Source organism: Parafrankia colletiae, from assembly GCF_001854655.1.
Taxonomy (GTDB): Bacteria; Actinomycetota; Actinomycetes; order Frankiales; family Frankiaceae; genus Parafrankia; species Parafrankia colletiae.
On sequence record NZ_MBLM01000025.1, the window covers coordinates 205785 to 226105 of the forward strand.

Genomic DNA, 20321 nt, shown 5'->3' on the forward strand with positions numbered 1-20321 from the left:
GTGAGACCGTAGTCCGCGCCAGTCGGGTGCATAGCGTCAGGAGCGGAATCCGGCGTACTCATCCGGCGCGGTGGGTCGGCTTTGGCAAACACGGCGGTGGGTTCCCGCCCAGCAGGTTGACCAAAGACCCTGCCCCGTCGGGGGCCTCGTTTGCCGGGCAATCGAACGGTCCGGACGCGTACCAAGCCTGTCTCGTGCCCGGGTAGCGGCGTCTCCGGGATGGCACCGGCTGCTGGTGGGTTGCCGTGAGCGACGGTGGCTCCGTTCGTGGGTCGACGTTTCGAACCGGAAGGTGTGATTCGAAGAACATGATCATCTCTCTATCATGTCGATGTCGATCCGCTCCTTTGGGCTGCGTCGACACCCCACCTCGAGCCCGCACTTGCGCCATCGACGCGGTTGGAGCGCGAGTCTGTCGAACCAGGCGTGACAGTTCACGGTGTTCTCGTGGTAATACTAGACCCGTAAGTTCTGCGGTCCGCTGACCTGAAGGAGAGTGGCATGGCACAGAAGACCATCGTCTCGTTGATTGACGATCTCAGCGGAGAAGAGGCCGACGAGACGGTCCGGTTCGGACTGGACGGCGCACAGTATGAGATCGACCTGTCGGAGAAGAACGCCACGAAGTTGCGGGAGTCGTTGGCGCCGTTCGTCACCGCCGCCCGTCGTTCCGGTGGGCGTGCCGCCAGTGGCCGGCGCGGTGCGCGCGCTGCTTCGCGGCGCACCGGCGGAACCGACCGCACGGCCGACATTCGCGAGTGGGCGCGCAGCAACGGCTACACGGTGAGTGACCGCGGCCGTATCGCGTCGAACATCGTGGAGGCGTACGACAAGGCTCACTGAGCCTGGTCCTACTGCTTTCGGGTCGACGCGCCGAGCGGGTCGACCCTGGTACTACCCGAGCACCACCCTGATAGCTGGTGTGGGTCTCCTCGGGCCGGCGGCCGAAGAAGGCGTGATCATCTTTTCGCGTCGTGGTTCCTGCCCATCGTGCGATCGATGGGCAGGAACCAGACCACGTTGTGTCGATTGCCGGCCGACGGTCGTACTACGGCCGGGGGCGGTCAAATGGGCGGCCGGCTGGCTGGATCCCTCGCGGTTTCAGCACCTGCCGGCTTCGCCGGCCATCCACCTTTCGACCTCGTCGGCCGAACGCACGAGCCCGGCTGACATGTTGCGACTTCCGTCTGACGTGACCAGGATGTCGTCCTCTATCCGGACGCCGATCCCGCGAAGCTCCGGCGGAACGGTGAGGTCGTCCGGCTGGAAGTAGAGGCCAGGCTCGACCGTCAGTACCATCCCCGCCTCCAGCGCGGCATCCCGGTATGTCTCATCGCGCGCCTGCGCGCAGTCGTGCACATCCAGGCCGAGCATGTGTGACGTCGAGTGCAGCGTGTAGCGCCGGTGCAGGCCCGCCCCCGGGGCCTTCGGATCCTCGCTGAGGGACTCCTCCGGGGTGACCGGCAGCAGCCCCCAGTCATGCAGCGCCGCAGCGATCACGCGCATTGCGGCGCGGTGTGGATCGAGGAAGGTCGCGCCCGGCCGCACGGCGGCAATTCCCGCCTGTTGTGCCTGGTAGACGACGTCGTGGACCTGGCGCTGGAGCGGGCTGAAGCGTCCGCCGACGGGCAGCGTGCGCGTCAGGTCGGCCGTGTACAGCGAGCGTCCCTCGACACCCATGTCGAGAAGAGCCAGGTCACCGGGCCGGACAGGGCCGTCATCCCGCACCCAGTGCAGGGTCGTGGAGTGTGGCCCGCAGGCGACGATGGATCCGTAGCCGACGTCGTTGCCGTCGACCCGGGCCCGCCGCCAGAACGTTCCCTCCAGCCACCGCTCGCCGTTGGGCAGAGCCGCCGCGCGCTCGAACTCGGTCATGCACTCGGTGAAACCGACAATGGTCGCGGCCACCGCCTCGTCGAGACGGGCGATCTCGAAATCGTCCTTGACCAGTCGGAGCTCCGACAGCGTCTGGGCGAGCACGGCATCCCGGTCGGCGGACGAGGTGGTCGGAGCCCAGCGGCTCACCGCCCGGTCCACCCGGGCATCCAGCCCGCGCAGCACTCTTGTCCGGGCCGGGGCGAGACGGGCGAGAGCTTCGGGTAGTTCCGGCAACGGCCGGCATTCGACGTCAAGTGCTGCTGTGGTCTCCCGCACCCCGGGGCGCGGGCCAACCCACAGTTCGCCGTAACGGCGGTCTGTGTAGAACGCGGAGCTGGACCGGTCGGAACGATCGGCGAGATACAGGACGGCGTCGTGATCGCCGGCGGCGTTGGGATGCAGGATCAGGACAGCGTCCGGTTCGTGACATCCGGTGAGCCAGAAGAAGTCACTGCCCGGGCGAAACGGGTAATCGGTGTCGTTCGCCCGGACGTGGATCCCGCCGCTGGGCACAACGAGTGTGTCCGCGGGGAATCTGGTGGCGAGAAGCGAGCGCCGTTTGGTGGTGTAGGGAGCGCACTCGTCACGCGGCGCGACCGTGTCGTCCACCGGAGCCCAGCCGCTCGCCATGAAACGCCGGAAGGCGGCGTGTGGCTGCTCGTCGTGATTGGCCTGGCGGACCCTGTCCGGTTCGTCCGTTCCTTGTTCGGCTGTCGTCGGGGGGTTTTCCTGTGGTGMCCCGGCCTGCCCGGCGCCCGCGGAGGCCTCCGCGGGAGGCGTTGCCTGTTCCGCTTCTGCGTCGGGCGAAGTGAGAGAGCTCCGGTGTGCGGTGTCCTCGCTCCCGCCGCTCGGGGGTGAGCCCGGGGCGGGGTGTGAAGCTGGTGTTTGGTGGGACTGGGCGCTCATACCGTTAACGGTAGGCCGCCCACGCCCTGGTCGGGTAGCGTCGTTCGCCGTGGCGAGCGCTCCCGGATCGAGGCCGGGCCTTCTCGCCGTTGATCTCACCCGGTTTTGGCCGGCCCGTTCGCGACGATGATGTGTGCCGATCTCGGGGCCCCGGGTCATCAAGGTCGAACGTCCGGGGCGCGGGGGCGACTCGCGTACCTACGGTCCGTTCATCGACGGGCGATCGATGTTCTTCGCCCGGGTCAACCGAGACAGGCAATCCATCGTTCCGGATCTCCGGGACGCGACGGACCGTGACCTTCTGTTGCGGATCGTCGATCAGGCGGATGTTCTGGTGGAGAACTATCGGCCGGGGGTGATGGAGCGGGCCCGGGCTCGGCGCGGACCTGCTCGCTGCGCGCAATCCCCGTCTCATTTTCGTGAGCATCTCCGGCTTCGGGCAAACCGGGCCGTGGCGGGAGCGGCCCGGCATACGACGCCGTCGCGCAAGCCGCGTCGGGTATGGTGTTCATCACGGGTCGTCCGGGTGAGGACCCCATCAAACCGGGTGTTCCGATCGGGGATCTCGCCGCTGGCTCTACACTTTCGGAGCCAGCGGTGCAGCGTCGCGCGGCCGGGGAGCGACGGGCTGCGGAACCCATCTTGATATTGCCATGTTCGGCGCCACGGTCTCCCTGCTCGAAGGGGCCGCGTTGGCATATCTGGCGACCGGTGTCGCCCCGCCCCGGATCGGAAACGCACACTACTCCACTGCGCCCTTTGAGACGCTCGCCTGCGCTGCCGGCAGCATCGTGATCTGCGCCGCCGACGACGACCTGTTCGCCCGGCTCTGCGCCGTGATCGACCGGCCGGATCCGGTGGTGGATCCGCGCCCGCGCGTCAACAGCGATCGGCTGAAGGCACGGGCGGAGCTGAAAACCGAGATCGAGTCGGGGCTGCGCCGCCGGGGCTGGCGGCTGGCTCAAGATACTCCAGGAGACGGGGCTGCCCACCGGGTCCATCAATGAGGTCGCCCAGGCGATCGGCTCACCCCAGACGAGCGCCCGCCGGATGGTGATCGAGGCCGGCGGCCTTCCGCTTCCCCGGTAATCCCATCAAAGCTTCGGGGTATTCGGATCCGGTTGAGCGCCCCGCGGCACCGGCCCTCGATGCGGACGGCTCGGTGATCCGGGCGGACTTCGCGGCACCCGCGACCGGCCCCGCCTCGCCGAGGCTGCTCCGCCCTGGGACAGGCCGGGACAGCTGGGACAGTCGTGACGGCTGGGACGGCCGTGTCAGCCTGGGTAGGTGCTGGGCAGACGACCCAGCGCGGGAGCTGTCGGATACCGAGCAGTGTCGGTCGCGCGTGACCGGGATACCGGTACAACGGAGGATGCCGACAGAACACAGGTAGAACAGTCATGTGCGGTCAGCGTGGTCCGCGGAGCCGGGCGGGTACCGGTTCGCGGCCTGCGCGGCGCAACAGTGGGTATCGGGTGACCATAGTGGGTATCGAGCGATGTCGGCACCGGTCAGCCTGGTGCGGATGTCGGACGAACCCGGCGATACCCCGGCCGCCTGCGGGCGGTGCGGGAGCACGTCGGGTCCGGGCGGGGCGACGATCTTCGCTCCGGCAGGTGAATGAGGGGACGTGGCCGTGAGCTGGCCTCCGAACGATGGCAATCCGGATGGTGGGGATCCGCGTGAACGCCGCCGGAGGCCACCCGGCGCAGGCGCGGGCCGGTCGGCTTCCCCCGACCCGGCTGATCCCCGGCCCGCACCAGGCCGACCGCCCCGGGATTCGCGCGACCCCCGGGCGCCCCGAGCCGGCTCTCCGAGGCCTCCCGCCGGCGGTGAGAACTGGCCGGCCGGCGGGTGGCCCCGCCGTGAGCCCCGACCGGTTCCGCCGGCGGTTCCGCCGACCAGACGACTGCCACCGGCCACCCCGCCCGCCGGTCCCGGGTCACGCCAGCCCGGGTCACGCCAGCCCGGTTCGCAGCAGCCGGGAGCAGGGTGGCCGCGTCCCGGGCCGGGCGGTGGCCGGCCCGAGCGGTCGCACCCCGGCCCGGGTGACCGTGGCGGCGCGCCGCCTGCCGGGCCGTACGACCGGTACGACCCGAACGGCCCCCGCGACCCGTATGACCCGTACGGCCCGTATGTGGACGAACCCGTCGACGAACCGCGGCGCCCGGCCAGTGGCGCACGCCGTGCCATCCTGGTGTGCGCAGCCCTGGTCTCTGTCGCGGTGCTGGCGGTGGCGACGGGCGGCTGGGCCGTCCTGCGTCACTACGACGGCAAGGTCGGCCATGTGAACCTGTCGTTCTCGGATGCCGCTGCCCGACCCGACTCGGCCGGGGGCGGGACCCAGAACATCCTGCTCGTCGGGTCCGACACCCGGGCGGGTACCGAGGGGGAGTTCGGGCAGACCGAGGGCCAGCGCTCGGACACGACGATCCTGGCGCATCTCGACTCCGACGGCTCCACGACGCTGGTGTCGTTCCCGCGGGACCTGTGGGTCGAGATCCCCGCCTACGCCGACTCCGACGGGACGGAGCACGGCCCGCAGAAGTCCAAGCTCAACGCGGCGTTCGCGTACGGCGGTCCGTCACTGCTGATCCGGACGATCGAGACGCTCACCAACATCAGGATCGACCACTACCTGCAGATCGACTTCGTGGGCTTCCAGGCGATGACCGATGCGCTTGGTGGCGTGACGGTCTGCGTCAAGGAGCTGCCGCCCGAACTGAAGTCGCGCGGCCTCGACAACCTCAACGACAGGTACTCCGGCTGGCACGGCCAGGTCGGCGACAACACTCTCGACGGCACCCAGGCCCTGGCTTTCGTCCGCCAGCGCTACGGTCTGCCGGAGGGGGACATCGACCGCATCCGCCGGCAGCAGCAGTTCCTCGGTGTGGTCTTCCGCTCCATCGCCTCGACCGGCACCCTGCTCAACCCCGGGAAACTGATCAACGTCGTCGACGCGGCCACCTCGGCGCTGACACTCGACGAGAACACATCCCTGGCCGACCTGCGCCTGCTGGCCGTGCGGATGCAGGGCATCAGCAGCGGCGGGGTCGCCTTCGAGACGATCCCCGCGACGCCGTCGACGGTCGGCCAGCAGTCAGTGCTGCTCGCCAGTCCGGAGGAACTGGGGGTGCTGCTGAACCGGCTCGGTGGGTCCGTTCCGCAGAGCGCCGGCGCGGCGGGCCTCGCTCCGGCAGGCTCAGTGGTGCCCGCACACTTCGCCGTTCCGGCGGGCTCTGTTCCGGCGGGTGCTGTGGTGCCGGCGAACCAGACGGCGCGGGAGCGGGCGGTGCCCGCTCGGTCGGTGCAGGCCCAGGATGCGCCAGCCCAGGGCGCGCCGGCCGAGGGCGTTGGCTGCACGTACTGAGCGGCGCGACGGCCGGCGCCCGCGTCGCGAGCTCCGTCCAACACACCCGCCGGGGATCAGCGGGTGTGTTGCCGGTGCTCGCCTCGGTGGCGCCGGCGCGGCGGGCGCTCGTCCAGCGCGGCGTTGAGTTCGGCGCCCAGCAGGACCGCCAGCGCGGTGATGTAGAAGAAGAGCAGGGCGGCGACCGGCGCGGCGAGCGATCCGTAGACGAGCTCGTTGCTGAAGACCAGCTCCAGGTACATGCGGAGCAGATAGCTGCCGACGAGCCACAGACACAGGGCCAGCCCGGCACCGGGCAGCGCCCGCCGCCACGGGCGGCGCTGCGGTAGCGCCAGGTTGTACAGCGACGTCAGCATCGCCAGTGAGACCACGCCGACCACCGGCCAGAAGAGGTCCTTCAGGAGCTCGTCCACGATCGGGTGGCGGCCGGAGCCGAGCAGGTCGGAGAGAATGCCCGGCCCGAGCACCAGCGCGGGCAGCAGGATGACACCGGTCGCGACCTGGGCGAGGAACAACGCGAGGGCGAGGAGCCGGCTGCGCACCGCGGAACGCAGCTCCCGCTGGCCGTACGCGATCGTGATCGTGTTGACGAACGTCGCCATCGCGGCGGAACCCGTCCACAGCGACAGCAGGAAGCCGATGGAGATGACGTCCGGCCGGCCGCGGGAGAGGATCTCGTCGATCGTCGGCCGCACCGTGTCGTCGACCACCGACTCCGTGAGCAGGTTGTCGGCGGCGCCGAGGATGGTCTGGCGGACGTTGTCCAGGGCGTCCCCGCCCAGGGCGTCGCCGACGTAGCCGATGGTGCCGAGCAGTGCGAGCAGCAGCGGCGGCATCGACAGCAGCTGCCAGAAGCCGGCTTCGGCGGCGAGCCCGAGAACCCGGTGCCGCCAGGCGTTGGCGACGGTCACCCGGGCCAGGCGCAGAGCGCTCCAGGGGATCCAGGAGCGGGGCCGCAGCAGCCGGCGGGCGAGATCCCGCAGGGCCTCACCGCGCAGGGGGCCGTCGGGGCCGAAGAAGACGCGGAACCCGACAAGGACCCGCGCCGCGCGCTGGGCCGCCCCGCGTGCGCCGCCTCGGGCGGTTCCTGGGCCACCTCCGGGGGATGCCAGGGCAGGTGCCGGCTCGTTCCCCGTGGTGGACACGTGCCCACCGTATGACTACCCGCCCAGGTGGGCGGTCAGCGCACCCTTCGGTCAGATTCGGGTGGTCGACGTGGGCATCGGCCCGGCCTGGCGGCCACGACGCCAGGCCGGACACGAGTCGGGGGCATGCCATGCGTCCATGGCATGCCCCCGGTAGCAGGATGTGTCAGGAGACACTCAGCTTTTCGGTCTCGTCGTGGTACTCGACTGCCACCGAACGGAGCTTGGAGTCGTACGACTTCGCGTGGTGGCGGCAGAACAGCAGGTCTCCGCCGCCAGGCAGAACGACTCGGACGTACGCCTGTGCGCCGCACCTGTCGCAACGGTCGAGGTTGGTCAGCGTCGGCTTCGTGGTAGTCCCTGTCACACCTTCTCCAACTGTGTTGAGCGGCCAGACGTTCCGCCTGACCATGTGACGGTTTACTCACAGCCGGCTCTCTCGGCGTCGTTGCATCCAGAGCGGCCCCCGCCCCCCGGTTCCACCCGGGGGTGGAGCGGTGACGGGTCTCGTGCTCAGGCCCGCCGGTCAGGGCCGGCGAGCGCCGAACACGATGTCATCCCATGCTGGCACCGACTTGCGCCCGCGTCGACCGCCTGCGGGACGTTCGCCTCCACGACCTGTCCCGTTCTGGCGCCCACGGTTACCCGCTGCTGCCGCCTGGTTGCCCCGCGTCGACTTCGCGGCCGTTTCCGTTGCCTCATCTGCCGGATCTGTGGCAGTGCTCTCATCTGCGGCGTCCGAGGTGGGAGCCGTCGCCGGGGCCGAGTCACCAGTCGCGGCACCGTGGACTGCGGGGCCGTCGGCCACGGAGGCGGTGTCGACGGCGCTCTCGCCCGAGGTGGTCCCCGCCAGGTGCTCGGTGCCGCTCGGATCCGCCCCCGCGGACCCGGCGGCGCCGGGTGTCGCGGGCGCCCCGGGCGAGTCGGTGGCGCGGGCGACCGCGCCGCCGCCAGCCACCCCCGCACCCCCGGGCACCCGTGCGGCGCCGGCACCGGGCCGGCCGGAGCGTCCCGGTGCTGGCGCCGCCGTGCGCGCGGGGGTGCTACGGGTCCCAGCGGCGCGGCGTGGCCCGCTGGCCGCGGTAGCTGACCGGCGTGGTGCGGTCTGCAGCGGTGTTACGGGTGTCTCCGCCGCTGTCGTCCCCTCTTCGGCGCCGTGCGGCTCGGCGGCCGTGACAGGTCCCGGAGAGTCGGCCGGGGCCTCGTCCCAGACGTCCTCGGCGGGTGACATCCCGGTCAGATCCTCGATGGCCTCCGCGCTCGCGGCCGGGGCGCCGATGCCGGCCGTCTCCGGTGTGACATCCGCGAGCGAGGCCGGGCCGGGGCCGGCACCGAGGAGGTTCACCTCGTCGATCGGCCGCGACCCGGCGTAGGGAACCTGGGCCGCCGTGGGCACCGCCTCGTCGCGGGCGGGGGCGAAGTCGGGGGTGGGGGCGAAGTCGGGGGCGAGGTGGGAGACACCCGGCGGCTGGGCGTACTCGACCGCGTCGGCCTCGCGCGCAGCTGCCTCGTGGGTGGGGGAGTCATGGGTGGGGGCGAGGGCACGGCGGCCGGTCGGTACGGAGGCGGAGGGGTGGCTCTCGCCGCCGGGGCCGGCCGTGCCGTGGTCCGGCGGCGGCACCGCACGGTCGCGGGTGGCGAACCTGCCCGCGGGCGGCGCGGCGCGCCGGCCGCCCGCGGACCGGGCCGGCGCTCCCGGAGCCGTTCCCTGCCATGGGGTCGGGGCCGCGCGGCGGGCCGCGGACACCGGACGGGGCGGGGCGGCCGGGTAGGCATCCTGGGATGACGCGATCCGGGTGGGCCCGGTGTGCTCCGGTGAGCGGGACCGGCCCGCCCCGTGGAGACCCGTGCCCCGGCCGGCGGCGTCGTACCCGGCCGGCTCGTACCCCTCGGGGTTCTCGTGGCCGGTGCTGTCGTGGCCGGTGCTGTCGTGGCGGAAAGCTTCGTCCCCGGCGGTTCCGGCGTCGCCGTACCCGGCCGCCCCGTACCCGCCGGGGGCACTGACCTGGTGGGACCCGCCGGAGACGGTCTCGTACCCGGCGACCTCCCGGCCGCCGGTCCCATGCGCAGCGGCCTCATAGCCGGTGGGCTCGTACCCGGTGCTGCCGTAGGTCACGCGGCCGTGGCCGGCGGACTGGTGCCCGGCGTCATCGCCCGCGTTGTCGACTCCGGCCGGCTCGTGGGCGGTGGTGGCCTGCGGGCCGGCCACCGGGACCGGCGCGCCCGCGTCCGTCTGGCCGTACCCGGCCGGATCCGGTACGCCGTGGCCGGCCATCGCGCCGGTGCCGCCCGGCAGGTAGCCGGCAGCGTTCACCGCGGCCGCGGCGGGGAACGCGGTGGGCACGGCGGTCGGAGCAGCCGGCGCCTGCGGCTGGACGGAGCCACCGGCCCCGTGGGTGTTGCTCGGGTAGGCCGGAGGGGCGCCCTGGTCGTGTACGAGGGTGAGGGCCGGTGCGGAGGCGCGGCCGGGAGCCTGCGGCTGCGGCTGTGCCGGCGGCAGCTCGACGGACTCGGGGGCGACCAGCGCCCGAGCGGCGTCGTCGTGCGGGCGCACGCGGCGGACCACCGGGTCCCACGTCCAGCGGGCGCAGCGGCTGTCCGAGGTGAGCTGGACCAGCCAGATCCCGTCCACCCGCCGCCAGGCGTCCCACTGCGCGGCGACCGGATCGTCCTGGACGCTGAGCAGGCGCGCGTCGACGACCTCGCCGAGGGGCCGGCCCGGGATGCCGCCGGGGTCCTTCGGGAGAAGCGCGGCGCGGGCCTCCTGAACCACCCGGGCGCGCTCGGCGAGGACGGGCCCCTCGTAGCGCTCGACCCGCTCCACGGGGATGCCCGCGGCTCGCGCGACGTCCGCGGCGGTCTCGCCGGCCCGAAGTCGGGCCTGGATCTCGCGGGGGGTCAGCGCGCTTTCCGCGCGTACTTCACTACGTCGGGCCCCGCGCAGCGCGGCCCTCAGCCGATCGTCAACGGCGACCCGGAACTGTTCCGCATCGGCACGCCCGGCTGCGTCGGCGAGTACGAGATAGCCGCCGTCCTCGCTGAGTGCGACCGCCCGCAGCTCGCGCATGGCGCCTTCTCCTCCCGTCGATCTCCTGCCGTGGGGCCCGGTGCGGTGACACACCGTGCCGAAGCCCGTACGGGGCCGAGTGTCCGGCCTGCCCCGCTGGACACCCTGAGGGCACGCCGGCGTGCGGCGTGCACGCCAAACCGCCTCGCCGCCATGCCCGGTAGGTGACAGCCTGCCATCGATGGCGCCAGACGGTCGCATTGCGGCCGACGACACGCACAGTCTGACTCGCGTCGAAGGTTCTGGACACGTCGGGGGCTGGTCCCGGACGTCGATGTGACGTATCACCACCCTGCGGACCACCCATGTGGATGGCCCGTCCGGGGGATGCMCGCGGGACGGGCGGACGACTCGCCCCGCCGCCGTGGTCAGGGACGCCGGCCCCCCGGCGGCCGGGTGGCCGGGCCTCGCCGGCGCGCCGGCCGCGGGGCCGGCCGCGGGCGGATCTGCTCACCGGCGGCGAACATGGCCGCCCCGACGATGCCCGCCTCGTTCTGCAGCTGCGCCGGGACGACCTTCGTCCGGAGCTCCAGATGGTCGAAGAAGCGGTCAGCCTTCTTGCTCGCCCCACCACCGACGATGATCAGATCAGGCCACAGCAGCGCCTCCAGCGCACCCAGGTAGCGGTTGACCCGTTTGGCCCACTTCTCCCAGGAGAGGTCCTCGCGCTCCCGGGCGGCGTCGGACGTCTTCGTCTCCGCGTCGTGGCCGTGAATCTCCAGGTGCCCGAGCTCCGTGTTCGGGATCAGCTGGCCGTGCAGGAACAGCGCGGTGCCGATGCCGGTGCCGAAGGTGGTCATCACGACAAGGCCGGCGGTGTCGCGGCCGGCACCGAAGGCCATCTCGGCGATCCCCGCGGCGTCCGCGTCGTTGACGACCGCGACCTCCGTGCCGCCGAGGGCGGGGCCGAGTGCCCCGCCGAGCACCGCGGACACGTCGCTGCCGACCCAGCTCTCGTCGACGTTCGCGGCGGTGTGTGCCACCCCTGCCCTGATCACCGCGGGGAAGGTGGCGCCGACCGGGCCGGTCCACCCGAAGTGCTCGGCCACCTGCGCGACGGTCTGCGCGACCGCCTCGGGCTCCGCCGGCTGTGGCGTGGGGATGCGGAACCGGGGGGCGACCAGCGTTCCGTCCTCAGTGTCGACCGGGGCGCCCTTGATACCCGTCCCACCGATGTCGACCCCGAAGACCCGCATGTACCCCGTCCTCTCCCCAATGTCTCGCTGTGCGCCGTGCCGCGGAGCGCCGTGCTCCGAAACGCCGGCGCCGGGCGGCCTCGCCGGGCCACGCCGACCTTGCCTTACCTGCTGTAGTTTCGCAGGCCGCCGGGACGTCGTGGCGGTCGCGGGCGCTTTCGACGGTGCCGGACGTTCATAGCCACTGCGGACGATCGGGCCACCCGGGGCACGACCCCCGGCGTCGGGCGTGCCCGTCAAACGCGTGTGCCCCGTCCGGGCGGCACCTAGTCTGGCCGTATGCGGCTAACCGATTCCTACGGGCGAGTCGCGACCGACCTGAGGGTGTCGCTGACCGACCGGTGCAACCTCCGCTGCACCTACTGCATGCCCGCCCAGGGGCTCGACTGGCTACCCACCGAGCGGATCCTCACCGACGACGAGGTCCTGCGCCTGGTCACGCTCGCGGTGACCAGGCTCGGGGTGACCGAGATCCGCCTCACCGGGGGTGAGCCGACCCTGCGGCCCAGCCTCGTCCACCTGGTGGAACGGATGGCGGCGCTGTCGCCGCGGCCCGAGATCTCGCTCACCACGAACGGCCTGCGGCTGAGCGACCTGGCGCCCCGGCTGGCCGCCGTGGGTCTGGACCGCGTCAACGTCTCGCTGGACACACTGCGCGCCGACCGCTTCGCCCGGATCACCCGCCGGGACCGGATCGAGGACGTCCTCGCCGGCATGGCCGCCGCGGTCGACGCCGGGCTCACCCCGGTGAAGGTCAACGCTGTCCTCGTCCGTGGCCTGAACGATGACGAGGCGGCGCCGCTGCTGCGCTTCTGCCTGGAACACGGCTACGAGCTGAGGTTCATCGAGCAGATGCCGCTCGACGCCCAGCACGGCTGGCGCCGGGCCGAGATGGTCACGGCAGCTGAGATCATGGAGCTGCTGCGGGCCGAGTTCAGCCTGGAACCGGCCCGGGCCCAGGCGCGGGGGAGCGCACCGGCCGAGTTGTTCATGGTTGACGGCGGCCCGGGCACCGTCGGGGTGATCGGCTCGGTGTCCGCGCCGTTCTGCGCCGCCTGCGACCGGGTGCGGCTCACCGCGGACGGGCAGGTCCGCAACTGCCTGTTCGCGCGGGAGGAGTCCGACCTGCGGGGCCCGATGCGCGCCGGCGCCGACGACGACGACCTGGCGGTCCTGTGGGCCCGGGCCGTCGAGGGCAAGCGTGCCGGCCACGGCATCGACACACCCGGCTTCCGCCAGCCGGACCGCCCGATGTCGGCGATCGGCGGTTGACTTCACCAGGGAGTGTCCGCGCGGCCCGGCGACACCTGTACGGGCGGCGATGGCGCTCCGTGGGATGCGATCGTGCTGGCTGGCGGCCTGGCCCGGAGGATGGGCGGCGCGGACAAGGCCACTCTCGAGGTGGACGGCGCCCGCCTCCTCGACCGCGTGCCCGGCGCGGTCGAGGAGGCCCGTTCGACCGTCGTCGTCGGACCACCCCGCCCGCGGGCAGCCGGTTCTCGGCGGGTCAGGTGGGCCCGTGAGCACCCGCCCGGCGGGGGCCCCGTCGTCGCCATCGCCGCCGGGCTGCGCCTGGTGGAGGCCCCGGTGGTCGTAATCCTCGCCGTCGACCTGCCCTTTCTCGCCGTCGGCCTGCCCTTTCTCGGCGCGGCCGAGATCCGCCGCCTGCTCGACCGGCTCGACGTGCACTCCCCTGCCGCCCCTGCTGCTRCCGCCGCTGCCCCTGTCGATGCGACGGTGCTGAGTGATCCGTCCGGGCGGTCGCAGTACCTGGCCGCCGCCTGGCGGACGGCGGTGCTCCGGGCCGCGCTGCCGGCCGATCCCGCCGGCCGCTCGGTGCGGTCGCTGCTGGCAGGCCGGCAGGTGCGCACGGTGCCGGCGGACGCCCGCGCCTGCCTGGACTGCGACGATCCCGAAGCGCTGGCCGCCGCCAGGGCCTGGCCGCGATGACGCAGCCTGAGGGGCGGCGCGACCGACGGCGGACGGCGTCGGTCAGCAGCCGAGGGACGGCCCCGGCAGGCACACGGTGGATGGAGGCAGGCTGATGGCGGGTGGCGACGAAGTCTCGCGGGCCCTCGACGGGTGGGTCGCCCGGGTGAGCGCCGCGCTCGGCCTGGAGCCCGGAAGCGTGGACGCCACGCTCGTCCTCGACCTCGCCCGGGAGGTGGCGCACGGCGTCGCCCGGCCGGCGGCGCCGCTGACCGCGTTCCTGGTCGGGCTGGCGGCGGGCCGTGCCGGCGGGAGCGGGCCGGACGTGCACGCAGCGGTCGAGACGGTCCTGTCGCTGCTCCCCGGCCCCGACCGCGGCACGGACACCGGGACGGACGACGCCGCTCGTGCCTGACGGCTGGCAGGCACGGCGATGGCGACGGCGACCGCGACCGGCGGCGCGGCAGATGCCCGTCAGCGCATGCGGGCGGTGCCGGTCTCGTCCAGGTAGCCACGCATGTCGATGGCCATCGTGTGGACGTCATCCGCCGCGGGCTCGGGCTCGTCGTCCTCGGCGTCGCGGCTGTAGCGGAACGCCAGTCGCGGAAGCATCTGCGTGGGCGCGTCGACGAGGCCGGGCGCGGCCTCGATCAGCCCGGACTCCCAGTCGAGCTCCTTGCCGCTCAGTGGACCGGACGGCAGGCTTTCCGCAGCCGGTGACTTGGTGACGATCACGAAGTCCAGCACGCCGAGAACGACGATCACTGCCAGGGCGGGGATGGCCGCGATCGGCCGCCACACGGTCAGGCCCACCATGACGAACACAGCGACGACGGTGAGCCCGCCGACGATGTGCCTGCGCACCGGGGGCAGCGCGGGCACCTTCCGTCCACGCCGGTAATGCGCCATACCCGACAGTGTGCCCCCTGCGGGGTACCTGTCCGGACCTGGGTACTCCTGCGCCCTATTCCAGGCCCCGGATATTCGGCGCTCGCGCTGATCGTCCGTGCCTGGCCGGGGTGCGCTGCCGCGGGTCCGGGGGCCGGCCCGATCGTGCGTTCATGGGCCCGCGCCGCGCAATCTTCGCCAGGCTCGGACGGAGACCGGGTGGTGACCGACTGGCGCCCTCACCTGGGGGCCCGCAGGGTGGAGAGCGGCGCCGCACCCACCAGGGAGGGGGCGGCCATGACAACGGAGGGTATCGGCGGTTGCTCTTTCCGGTGAATCTTCTCCGACCTCACACCGGAATGAGTCACACTTGCAATGGGAAATACGAGATCCATGGCCCGGTGTAGATCCATGGACCGGAGTCGCACCATGGGATCGACCTCGCGAGGCTGGAGGATCGCCGTGGAGGTTAAAAGTCGTGGCCTGCCACGACCACTGCCACGACCCTGGCCATGTTCGCGGCCGAGGTCCGGCCCCGTTCTGGTCGTCGTCGCGGTGGTCGCGCTCCTGGCCGCTGTGGTCGGGTGCGGCTCGCCCAGTTACCAGTATGTAACGAATGAGAACGACGGTGCGTTCCTCAAGGTGCCGGCCGGCTGGACGCATCAGGAGATGYCCGGGCCCGCGCTGTTCGGTATCGACGCCCGCACCGTGAGCCCGGAGATGCTTCGCGGCCTGATGTCGCGGGAGTGGGTCGTCGGCCTGGACGCAGCCGAGAAGTTCGACGAGACGAGCCTGTTTGTTCCCGACGCCCCGTTGCCGAAGGGCTTCGTCCAGGTGCGGCACCTCCTTCCGGAGGAGGCCCGGGCGGTCTCCACGAACGACCTGCGCAACTTCGTCGTCTCCGTCGACGACGCGGTCGCGGCACAGGAGGCGGCGGTCCGCAAGGACCCCTACGGCGCGCGGATGGCGCCGAACTTCCTGCTGCTGGCCGACGAGGCGGTCGCGCAGGACGAGGGCGTCCACGGAGTGCACCTGGTGTACCAGGTGGCCACGGCGGCAGGCCTGGTGACCATCGATCAGACGAGCCTGCTGGACCAGAACCAGACCGTGCTCTACCAGCTCGTCCTGGCCTGTTCGGCGCTGTGCTACGCCCAGCACGGCGGGCAGATCGGCGAGGTCACGGGCTCCTTCACCATCAAGCCGACGGACCGAGGGCAGTAGGCATGAGCACACGCGACCGGGTGGGACGTCCGGGATCCTCCACCGTGACGGGGCCCGTGGACGAGGACGGCGGCGCGAGGCCGGGCGAGTCGCAGCGCCGCCGCCCCGCGGCGCTCTGGGACAGGGTGAAGTTCCTGCTTCTGCTCGGGGCGCTCTTCGCCTTCGTGGTGGCCGCGGACGTCTCGGGCAACCCACTGATGACGTGGGGCGACGCGATCCGCATCCAGGCGGAGTCGAGCTGGTGGATCCTGGCGCTGTTCGGCCTCGAGGTCGTCCACCAGATCCACATCTTTCTCGGCGAGCGGTCGGCGGGTTACTACCGCTTCTGGACGGAGAAGGTCTTCGGTCGAGCCGAGCGCCGTCTGCAGCGCCTGAACGACTGGAACCGGTACCGGGTCAGTCGCGCGCTTAAGATCGTCGTGGCGCTGGCGCTGTTCCTGTTCATCTACGCGCGGATCGTCGACGAGTCCCTCTTCGAGGCGACGGTCGGGTTGCCYGGCGCGGCCTGGGACGCGATTCCCTACGTGCTGCAGCTCGTGATGCTGATGCTGGTCGTCGTCGGCCAGTTCGTTGCGATCTTCTGGTTCCTGTCCAAGGGCGGCGTCGAGGTCTACTTCCCGGAGGACATCAAGACACGGTTCGCCGACGTGTGGGGCCAGGACCACGTCGTCGGGCGGGTCCGGGAGAACGTGTTCTACCTTGAACGCCCGGAGGAGATCGAGGACCGGGGCGGTTACGTTCCGGGCGGCATCCTGTTGTGGGGCCCGCCGGGAACCGGTAAGACGCTGATCGCGGAGGCGGTCGCCGGCGAGACCGGCAAACCCTATGTCTTCGTCGACCCAGGTGCCTTCTCGGCGATGTTCGTCGGCGTCGGCATTCTGAAGGTGAAGTCGCTGTTCCGCAAACTGCGGAAACTGTCGCTGCGGTACGGCGGCGTGATCGTGTTCTTCGACGAGGCCGACACCCTCGGCAACCGGGGCCAGCTCGCCACCGGCTTCGGGGGGAAGCTCGGCGGCGCGACCCCGTTTGCCGCCGGTGCCGCCCGCACGGGCGGGTTCGCCGGCGGCCGCGACGTCTTCTCCGCCGGGCACGGCGCCTTCGGGGTGCCGGCGGGCGCGGCGTCGGTGGACGCCTGCAACGGCTTCTCCTACCTCGACACCTTCGCCCAGGCGCAGATCGCCCGCGACCACGCGCAGCGGGACAACTTCGTCATGGGTGGAATGGGCGGCGGCGGGGGAAACATGGACGGGACCCTGCAGGCGCTGCTCACCGAGATGTCGGGCCTGAAGAAGCCGCGCGGCTTCCTCAACCGGGTCGTGCGGCGCACCCTCGGCATGCGCCCGAAGCCGCCGCCGAAGTACCGCATCCTGGTCATGATGGCGACGAACATGCCCCAGTCGCTCGACGAGGCCCTGCTGCGGCCCGGTCGCATCGACCGCATCTACAAGGTCGGCTACCCCAGCAAGGAAGGCCGGATCCGCACCTTCGAGGGCTATCTGGCCAAGGTGAACCACGAGCTGACGGCCGAGCAGATCGAGCGGCTCGCGATCATGAGCCCCGAGGCGACCGGCGCCACCATCAAGGACACGGTCAACGAGGCCCTCGTCCAGGCGATCAAGGATGGCCGCGAGGTCATCACCTGGCAGGACATCCTCCGCGCCAGGGTGATCAAGGAGTACGGCCTCGCCGACGACCACGAGCACATCGCCCGCGAGCGGCACAGCATCGCGCTGCACGAGGCCTGCCACGCCGTCGTCGCCTACCGCACCCAGCGTGGCCGGGTCATCGACCTGGCGACCATCGAGCGCCGCGGGGGAGTCGGCGGCTTCGTCGCGCACGTCGCCGTCGAGGACCGCATGTTCATGTGGAAGTCGGAGATCGAGATCCAGGTCATGGTCTCGCTCGCCTCGCTGGCCGGCGAACGGATGTTCTTCGACGGCGACAACACCGTCGGCGTCGGCGGCGACCTGCGCAGCGCCACCCTGCTGGTCTCGGGCAACATCTCCTCGGCGGCGATGGGGGAGACGCTCGCCTCCCGGCTCAGCATGATCGAGCACCAGATGGGCCAGGCATCCATCGACGCGGACCGGCCGTTCGGTGAGCAGGTCGAGGCCAAACTGCGGGAGCTCTACGAGCGCACCGAGGGTGTCCTGGCCGCCAACCGGCGTGAGGTGCTGTCGCTGACCCACGCGCTGGAGACCCACAAGACGCTCACCGGCGAGGACGTCGAAGCCATCATGGAGGGGACCGTCGGCCCGACCATCGACGGGCGCCGCTACCGGGACCCCGGCTTCCTGGACGTCGCCGAGGCCTACCACCGCTCGGAGGTACTCGCCCACCGGGGGATGTACGAGAACGACGGGCTGCGCGAACTGCCCGAGCTCGGCAAGGCGGCAGCCCAGGAGGCACCGACCACCCCGCGTGCGCTGCCCGAGGGCCCGTCCACCACGAACTGAGGCTCAGCTCCAGGGTGGCACTCAGCTCCAGGGTGGCTTTCAGATCCTGGACGGTGTGACAGCCGGCTCCAGTGCGGAGGTGGGCTCGATCCCGTCGGCGGGCGCCAGCGCGGCCGTGGGCACCAGCACGGCCGTGGGCACGTGGCGGGCGACGGGCTGGTCCGCGGCAGTGCCCTCCTGCCCCGCACGGGCAGCACCGCGGCGCAGCGACGACAACGCGTAGAAGGAGCCGGCGAGGGCGGCGGCGCCGGCCAGCAGCAGGCCGGCGCGGGCACCGAACGTCTCCGCCGCCCAGCCCGCGATCGGCCCGCCCACCGGCGTCGAGCCGAGGAACGCCACCGACCAGAGGGCCATCACCCGGCCGCGCATCTCCGGCGCAGCGGCCAGCTGCACGGTCGCATTGCCGGTGGAGATGAAGGCGACGCTCGCCGCGCCGACGACGACCAGCGCGGCGACCTCGAGCGCCAGCGTCGGGGCGGCCGCCGCGAGCAGGAGCACCGCTCCGAACAGGCCCGACGCCAGGGCGAGAGCGCCGATACCGATCCGGCGACGCCGGGCCACGAACAGGCCGCCGGCGACAGCCCCGGCCCCCATCGCGCCGGTGAACAGGCTGTAGGTGGCCGCCGAACCGTCGAAGGTCTCGCGGGCCACCAGCGGCAGCACCACCTGGAACTCGTACGACAGGGCGCCGATCACGGCCATCATCAGCAGCGGGATCCGCAGCTCCGGGGTCCGCGCCACATAGGCGAGACCGGAACGCACCTGACCGGGCGCCCGAGGCACCGGGCGGTAGGGGGTCAGAGCGCCGACATCCATGCGCCGCAGGGCGAGGACGACGGCCACGAACGAGGCCCCGTTGAGCAGGAAACAGCCGCTCGTCCCGACCAGGCTGATCAGGATGCCGGCGATGCCCGGCCCGACGACGCGGGCGGCGTTCATCGTCACCGAGTTCAGGGTGACGGCATTCGGGAGATGGTCGGCGCTGACCATCTCCTGGACGAAACTCTGACGGGTCGGGTTGTCGACCGCGCTGATCAGACCGATCACCGCCGCCACTGCCGCGACCATCCACAGCTCGGCGGTGCCGGTGGCGTCCAGGATGCCGAGCAGGACCGCGAGCGCGGCGAGCATGATCTGGGTGGTGATCAGCAGTCGCCGYGAGTCCGAGCGGTCGGCGATCAGGCCGCCGTAGGYGCCGAACAACAGGACCGGCAGGAACTGGGCCGCCGTCACCAGGCCGAGCTCGGTACCGGAGGCACCGAGGGAGAGCACCAGCCAGCCGAGGGCGATGGTCTGCATCCAGGTCCCGCACAGGGAGACCACCTGGCCGCCCAGGAAGAGGCGGAAGTTCGGCACCTGCAGCGCGGCGAACGTCCCGGTTCGTGGCTCCGCGGTGCGGGGGGTGACAGATCCGTGCGCCATTGACGTGGCCATGCGTCTCATGCGTTGTACCTCCGCCCTCGACAACGCGTGCCTTGCGAAATTTATTTCGCAAGGCTAAGTATTTCTCGCCGGTCGCCGGTCGCCGGTCGCCGGTCGCCGGTCGCCGGTCGCCCTCGCGTGGCCCGTGTGTGTTCCGCGGGCGGCCGTGGTCGTCGCGGGCTGGTGTCGGAAGATCTCGCCGACTACTATCGAACACACATTCGAATAATGAGGTGCGGCGAGCTGTGGGCGGCAGCGAACGGGTGTGGCGGAGGACGGGTGGCGGAGGACGAATGCCGATCGAGGGGGTGGCGGTGGATGACATCGACGCGCAGGTGGCCAGGCTTGCCACTGTCGATCCGGGCGGGCTGCCGGACAGCGAGCTGGCGCTGCTCGTGATCGACATGCGCCGGCTCGTCGACGCGACGGAGGCCAGCTGGATCCGGCTGCTCGCCGAGTTCGACCGGCGGGGGCTGTGGCAGCTCGACGGCGCGCGCTCGGCGGCGGCCTGGCTGCGCCGGGAGTGCCGGCTGGTGCATCCCGCGACGACGGCCGCACTTCTGGTGGCGGGCGTGCTGCGGTTCCTGCCGGTGACGGCGGAGGCGTTCCGGTCGGGGTCGATCAGCTTCGAGCACGTCCGGGCGATCGCGCCCGCGGCAGAAGGCGGCCGGGTCGACCTGGTGCGCAACGCGGACCCGATCTTCGCGCGTGCCGCGCTGTGGATGAACCCGCGCCAGATGGGCAACGTCGTGCGCACCTGGATCCGGCTGACGGATTCCGGGCGTCCCGATCCGCCCGAACGGCGAGGCGGGCGCGGGCCGTGAGCCGTGCGCGGCCGCCGGA

The 20321-nt window shown here is 71.8% G+C and carries 16 protein-coding genes and 2 pseudogenes; 11 read left to right on the forward strand and 7 right to left on the reverse strand.

All coding sequences use genetic code 11. The features are described 5' to 3' along the window. The first annotated feature begins 501 nt into the window (after positions 1-501). A complete protein-coding gene (locus CC117_RS05135; RefSeq protein WP_006542630.1) occupies positions 502-843 on the forward strand; it encodes a histone-like nucleoid-structuring protein Lsr2 in 342 nt (113 codons plus the stop codon). Between the two features lie 258 nt (positions 844-1101). Here the strand turns inward: CC117_RS05135 and CC117_RS05140 are convergent, their stop codons facing one another. Beyond that, entirely contained in the window at positions 1102-2508 is a 1407-nt protein-coding gene (locus tag CC117_RS05140; protein ID WP_071082585.1) for an aminopeptidase P family protein, read from the reverse strand. A 409-nt stretch (positions 2509-2917) separates the two neighbouring features. On the opposite strand from CC117_RS05140, the pseudogene CC117_RS40320 reads away from it, so the two are divergent. The 4 genes and pseudogenes from CC117_RS40320 to CC117_RS05150 all read left to right on the forward strand — a co-directional run. Beyond that, a pseudogene (locus tag CC117_RS40320) lies at positions 2918-3094 on the forward strand (CoA transferase); the annotation flags it as partial. A 76-nt stretch (positions 3095-3170) separates the two neighbouring features. Further along, positions 3171-3314, forward strand: a complete 144-nt coding sequence (locus CC117_RS40325) for a CoA transferase (RefSeq protein WP_407673475.1) — start codon at positions 3171-3173, stop codon at positions 3312-3314. Beyond that, positions 3283-3791, forward strand: a pseudogene (locus CC117_RS39735) (CoA transferase); the annotation flags it as partial. The gene CC117_RS40325 and the pseudogene CC117_RS39735, both read left to right, overlap by 32 nt. A 1130-nt stretch (positions 3792-4921) precedes the next feature. Next, positions 4922-6154 (forward strand): LCP family protein, encoded by a 1233-nt coding sequence (locus tag CC117_RS05150; RefSeq protein ID WP_321572584.1) that lies wholly within the window; start codon positions 4922-4924, stop codon positions 6152-6154. A 56-nt stretch (positions 6155-6210) separates the two neighbouring features. On the opposite strand, the gene CC117_RS05155 is transcribed toward CC117_RS05150, so the two are convergent. From CC117_RS05155 to ppgK, 4 genes are all read right to left on the reverse strand, one after another. Continuing rightward, a complete protein-coding gene (locus CC117_RS05155) occupies positions 6211-7299 on the reverse strand; it encodes a YihY/virulence factor BrkB family protein (RefSeq protein ID WP_071082587.1) in 1089 nt (362 codons plus the stop codon). Between the two features lie 166 nt (positions 7300-7465). Next, the gene (locus CC117_RS05160; RefSeq protein WP_018636871.1) at positions 7466-7666 is read right to left on the reverse strand and encodes a DUF7455 domain-containing protein; all 201 of its coding nucleotides are present in this window, start codon (positions 7664-7666) and stop codon (positions 7466-7468) included. A gap of 159 nt (positions 7667-7825) precedes the next feature. Further along, a complete protein-coding gene (gene sepH, locus CC117_RS39740) occupies positions 7826-10366 on the reverse strand; it encodes a septation protein SepH (protein WP_071082588.1) in 2541 nt (846 codons plus the stop codon). 368 nt (positions 10367-10734) lie between these two features. Then, a complete protein-coding gene (ppgK, locus tag CC117_RS05170; protein WP_071082589.1) occupies positions 10735-11562 on the reverse strand; it encodes a polyphosphate--glucose phosphotransferase in 828 nt (275 codons plus the stop codon). Positions 11563-11841: 279 nt separating this feature from the next. Between ppgK and moaA the strand changes: the two genes are divergently transcribed. From moaA to CC117_RS05185, 3 genes are all read left to right on the forward strand, one after another. Next, entirely contained in the window at positions 11842-12834 is a 993-nt protein-coding gene (moaA, locus tag CC117_RS05175) for a GTP 3',8-cyclase MoaA (RefSeq protein WP_071082590.1), read from the forward strand. Positions 12835-12906: 72 nt separating this feature from the next. Then, positions 12907-13512 (forward strand): molybdenum cofactor guanylyltransferase, encoded by a 606-nt coding sequence (gene mobA, locus CC117_RS05180; protein ID WP_241829851.1) that lies wholly within the window; start codon positions 12907-12909, stop codon positions 13510-13512. Between the two features lie 94 nt (positions 13513-13606). Beyond that, entirely contained in the window at positions 13607-13906 is a 300-nt protein-coding gene (locus CC117_RS05185) for a DUF6457 domain-containing protein (RefSeq protein ID WP_071082591.1), read from the forward strand. A gap of 59 nt (positions 13907-13965) precedes the next feature. Here the strand turns inward: CC117_RS05185 and CC117_RS05190 are convergent, their stop codons facing one another. Then, positions 13966-14400 carry a hypothetical protein gene (locus CC117_RS05190; protein WP_071082592.1) on the reverse strand — a complete coding sequence of 145 codons (435 nt, stop codon included), beginning with the start codon at positions 14398-14400 and terminating at the stop codon, positions 13966-13968. A 534-nt stretch (positions 14401-14934) separates the two neighbouring features. Here CC117_RS05190 and CC117_RS05195 point away from each other — a divergent pair. After that, positions 14935-15600 carry a hypothetical protein gene (locus CC117_RS05195; protein WP_071082593.1) on the forward strand — a complete coding sequence of 222 codons (666 nt, stop codon included), beginning with the start codon at positions 14935-14937 and terminating at the stop codon, positions 15598-15600. Between the two features lie 2 nt (positions 15601-15602). Beyond that, entirely contained in the window at positions 15603-18056 is a 2454-nt protein-coding gene (locus CC117_RS05200; RefSeq protein WP_071082594.1) for an AAA family ATPase, read from the forward strand. Between the two features lie 39 nt (positions 18057-18095). Here the strand turns inward: CC117_RS05200 and CC117_RS05205 are convergent, their stop codons facing one another. Continuing rightward, positions 18096-19490, reverse strand: a complete 1395-nt coding sequence (locus tag CC117_RS05205; RefSeq protein ID WP_071082595.1) for an MFS transporter — start codon at positions 19488-19490, stop codon at positions 18096-18098. Positions 19491-19771: 281 nt separating this feature from the next. On the opposite strand from CC117_RS05205, the gene CC117_RS05210 reads away from it, so the two are divergent. Continuing rightward, positions 19772-20302 (forward strand): DUF222 domain-containing protein, encoded by a 531-nt coding sequence (locus CC117_RS05210; RefSeq protein ID WP_071082596.1) that lies wholly within the window; start codon positions 19772-19774, stop codon positions 20300-20302. The last annotated feature ends 19 nt before the right edge of the window (positions 20303-20321 follow it).

Coding starts and splice junctions, on each gene's coding strand:
- CC117_RS05135 (WP_006542630.1), top strand. CDS start 502: ATGGCACAGAAGACCATCGTCTCGTTGATTGACGATCTCAGCGGAGAA.
- CC117_RS05140 (WP_071082585.1), bottom strand. CDS start 2,508: ATGGCGAGCGGCTGGGCTCCGGTGGACGACACGGTCGCGCCGCGTGAC.
- sepH (WP_071082588.1), bottom strand. CDS start 10,366: ATGCGCGAGCTGCGGGCGGTCGCACTCAGCGAGGACGGCGGCTATCTC.
- ppgK (WP_071082589.1), bottom strand. CDS start 11,562: ATGCGGGTCTTCGGGGTCGACATCGGTGGGACGGGTATCAAGGGCGCC.
- moaA (WP_071082590.1), top strand. CDS start 11,842: ATGCGGCTAACCGATTCCTACGGGCGAGTCGCGACCGACCTGAGGGTG.
- CC117_RS05185 (WP_071082591.1), top strand. CDS start 13,607: ATGGCGGGTGGCGACGAAGTCTCGCGGGCCCTCGACGGGTGGGTCGCC.
- CC117_RS05190 (WP_071082592.1), bottom strand. CDS start 14,400: ATGGCGCATTACCGGCGTGGACGGAAGGTGCCCGCGCTGCCCCCGGTG.
- CC117_RS05210 (WP_071082596.1), top strand. CDS start 19,772: ATGCCGATCGAGGGGGTGGCGGTGGATGACATCGACGCGCAGGTGGCC.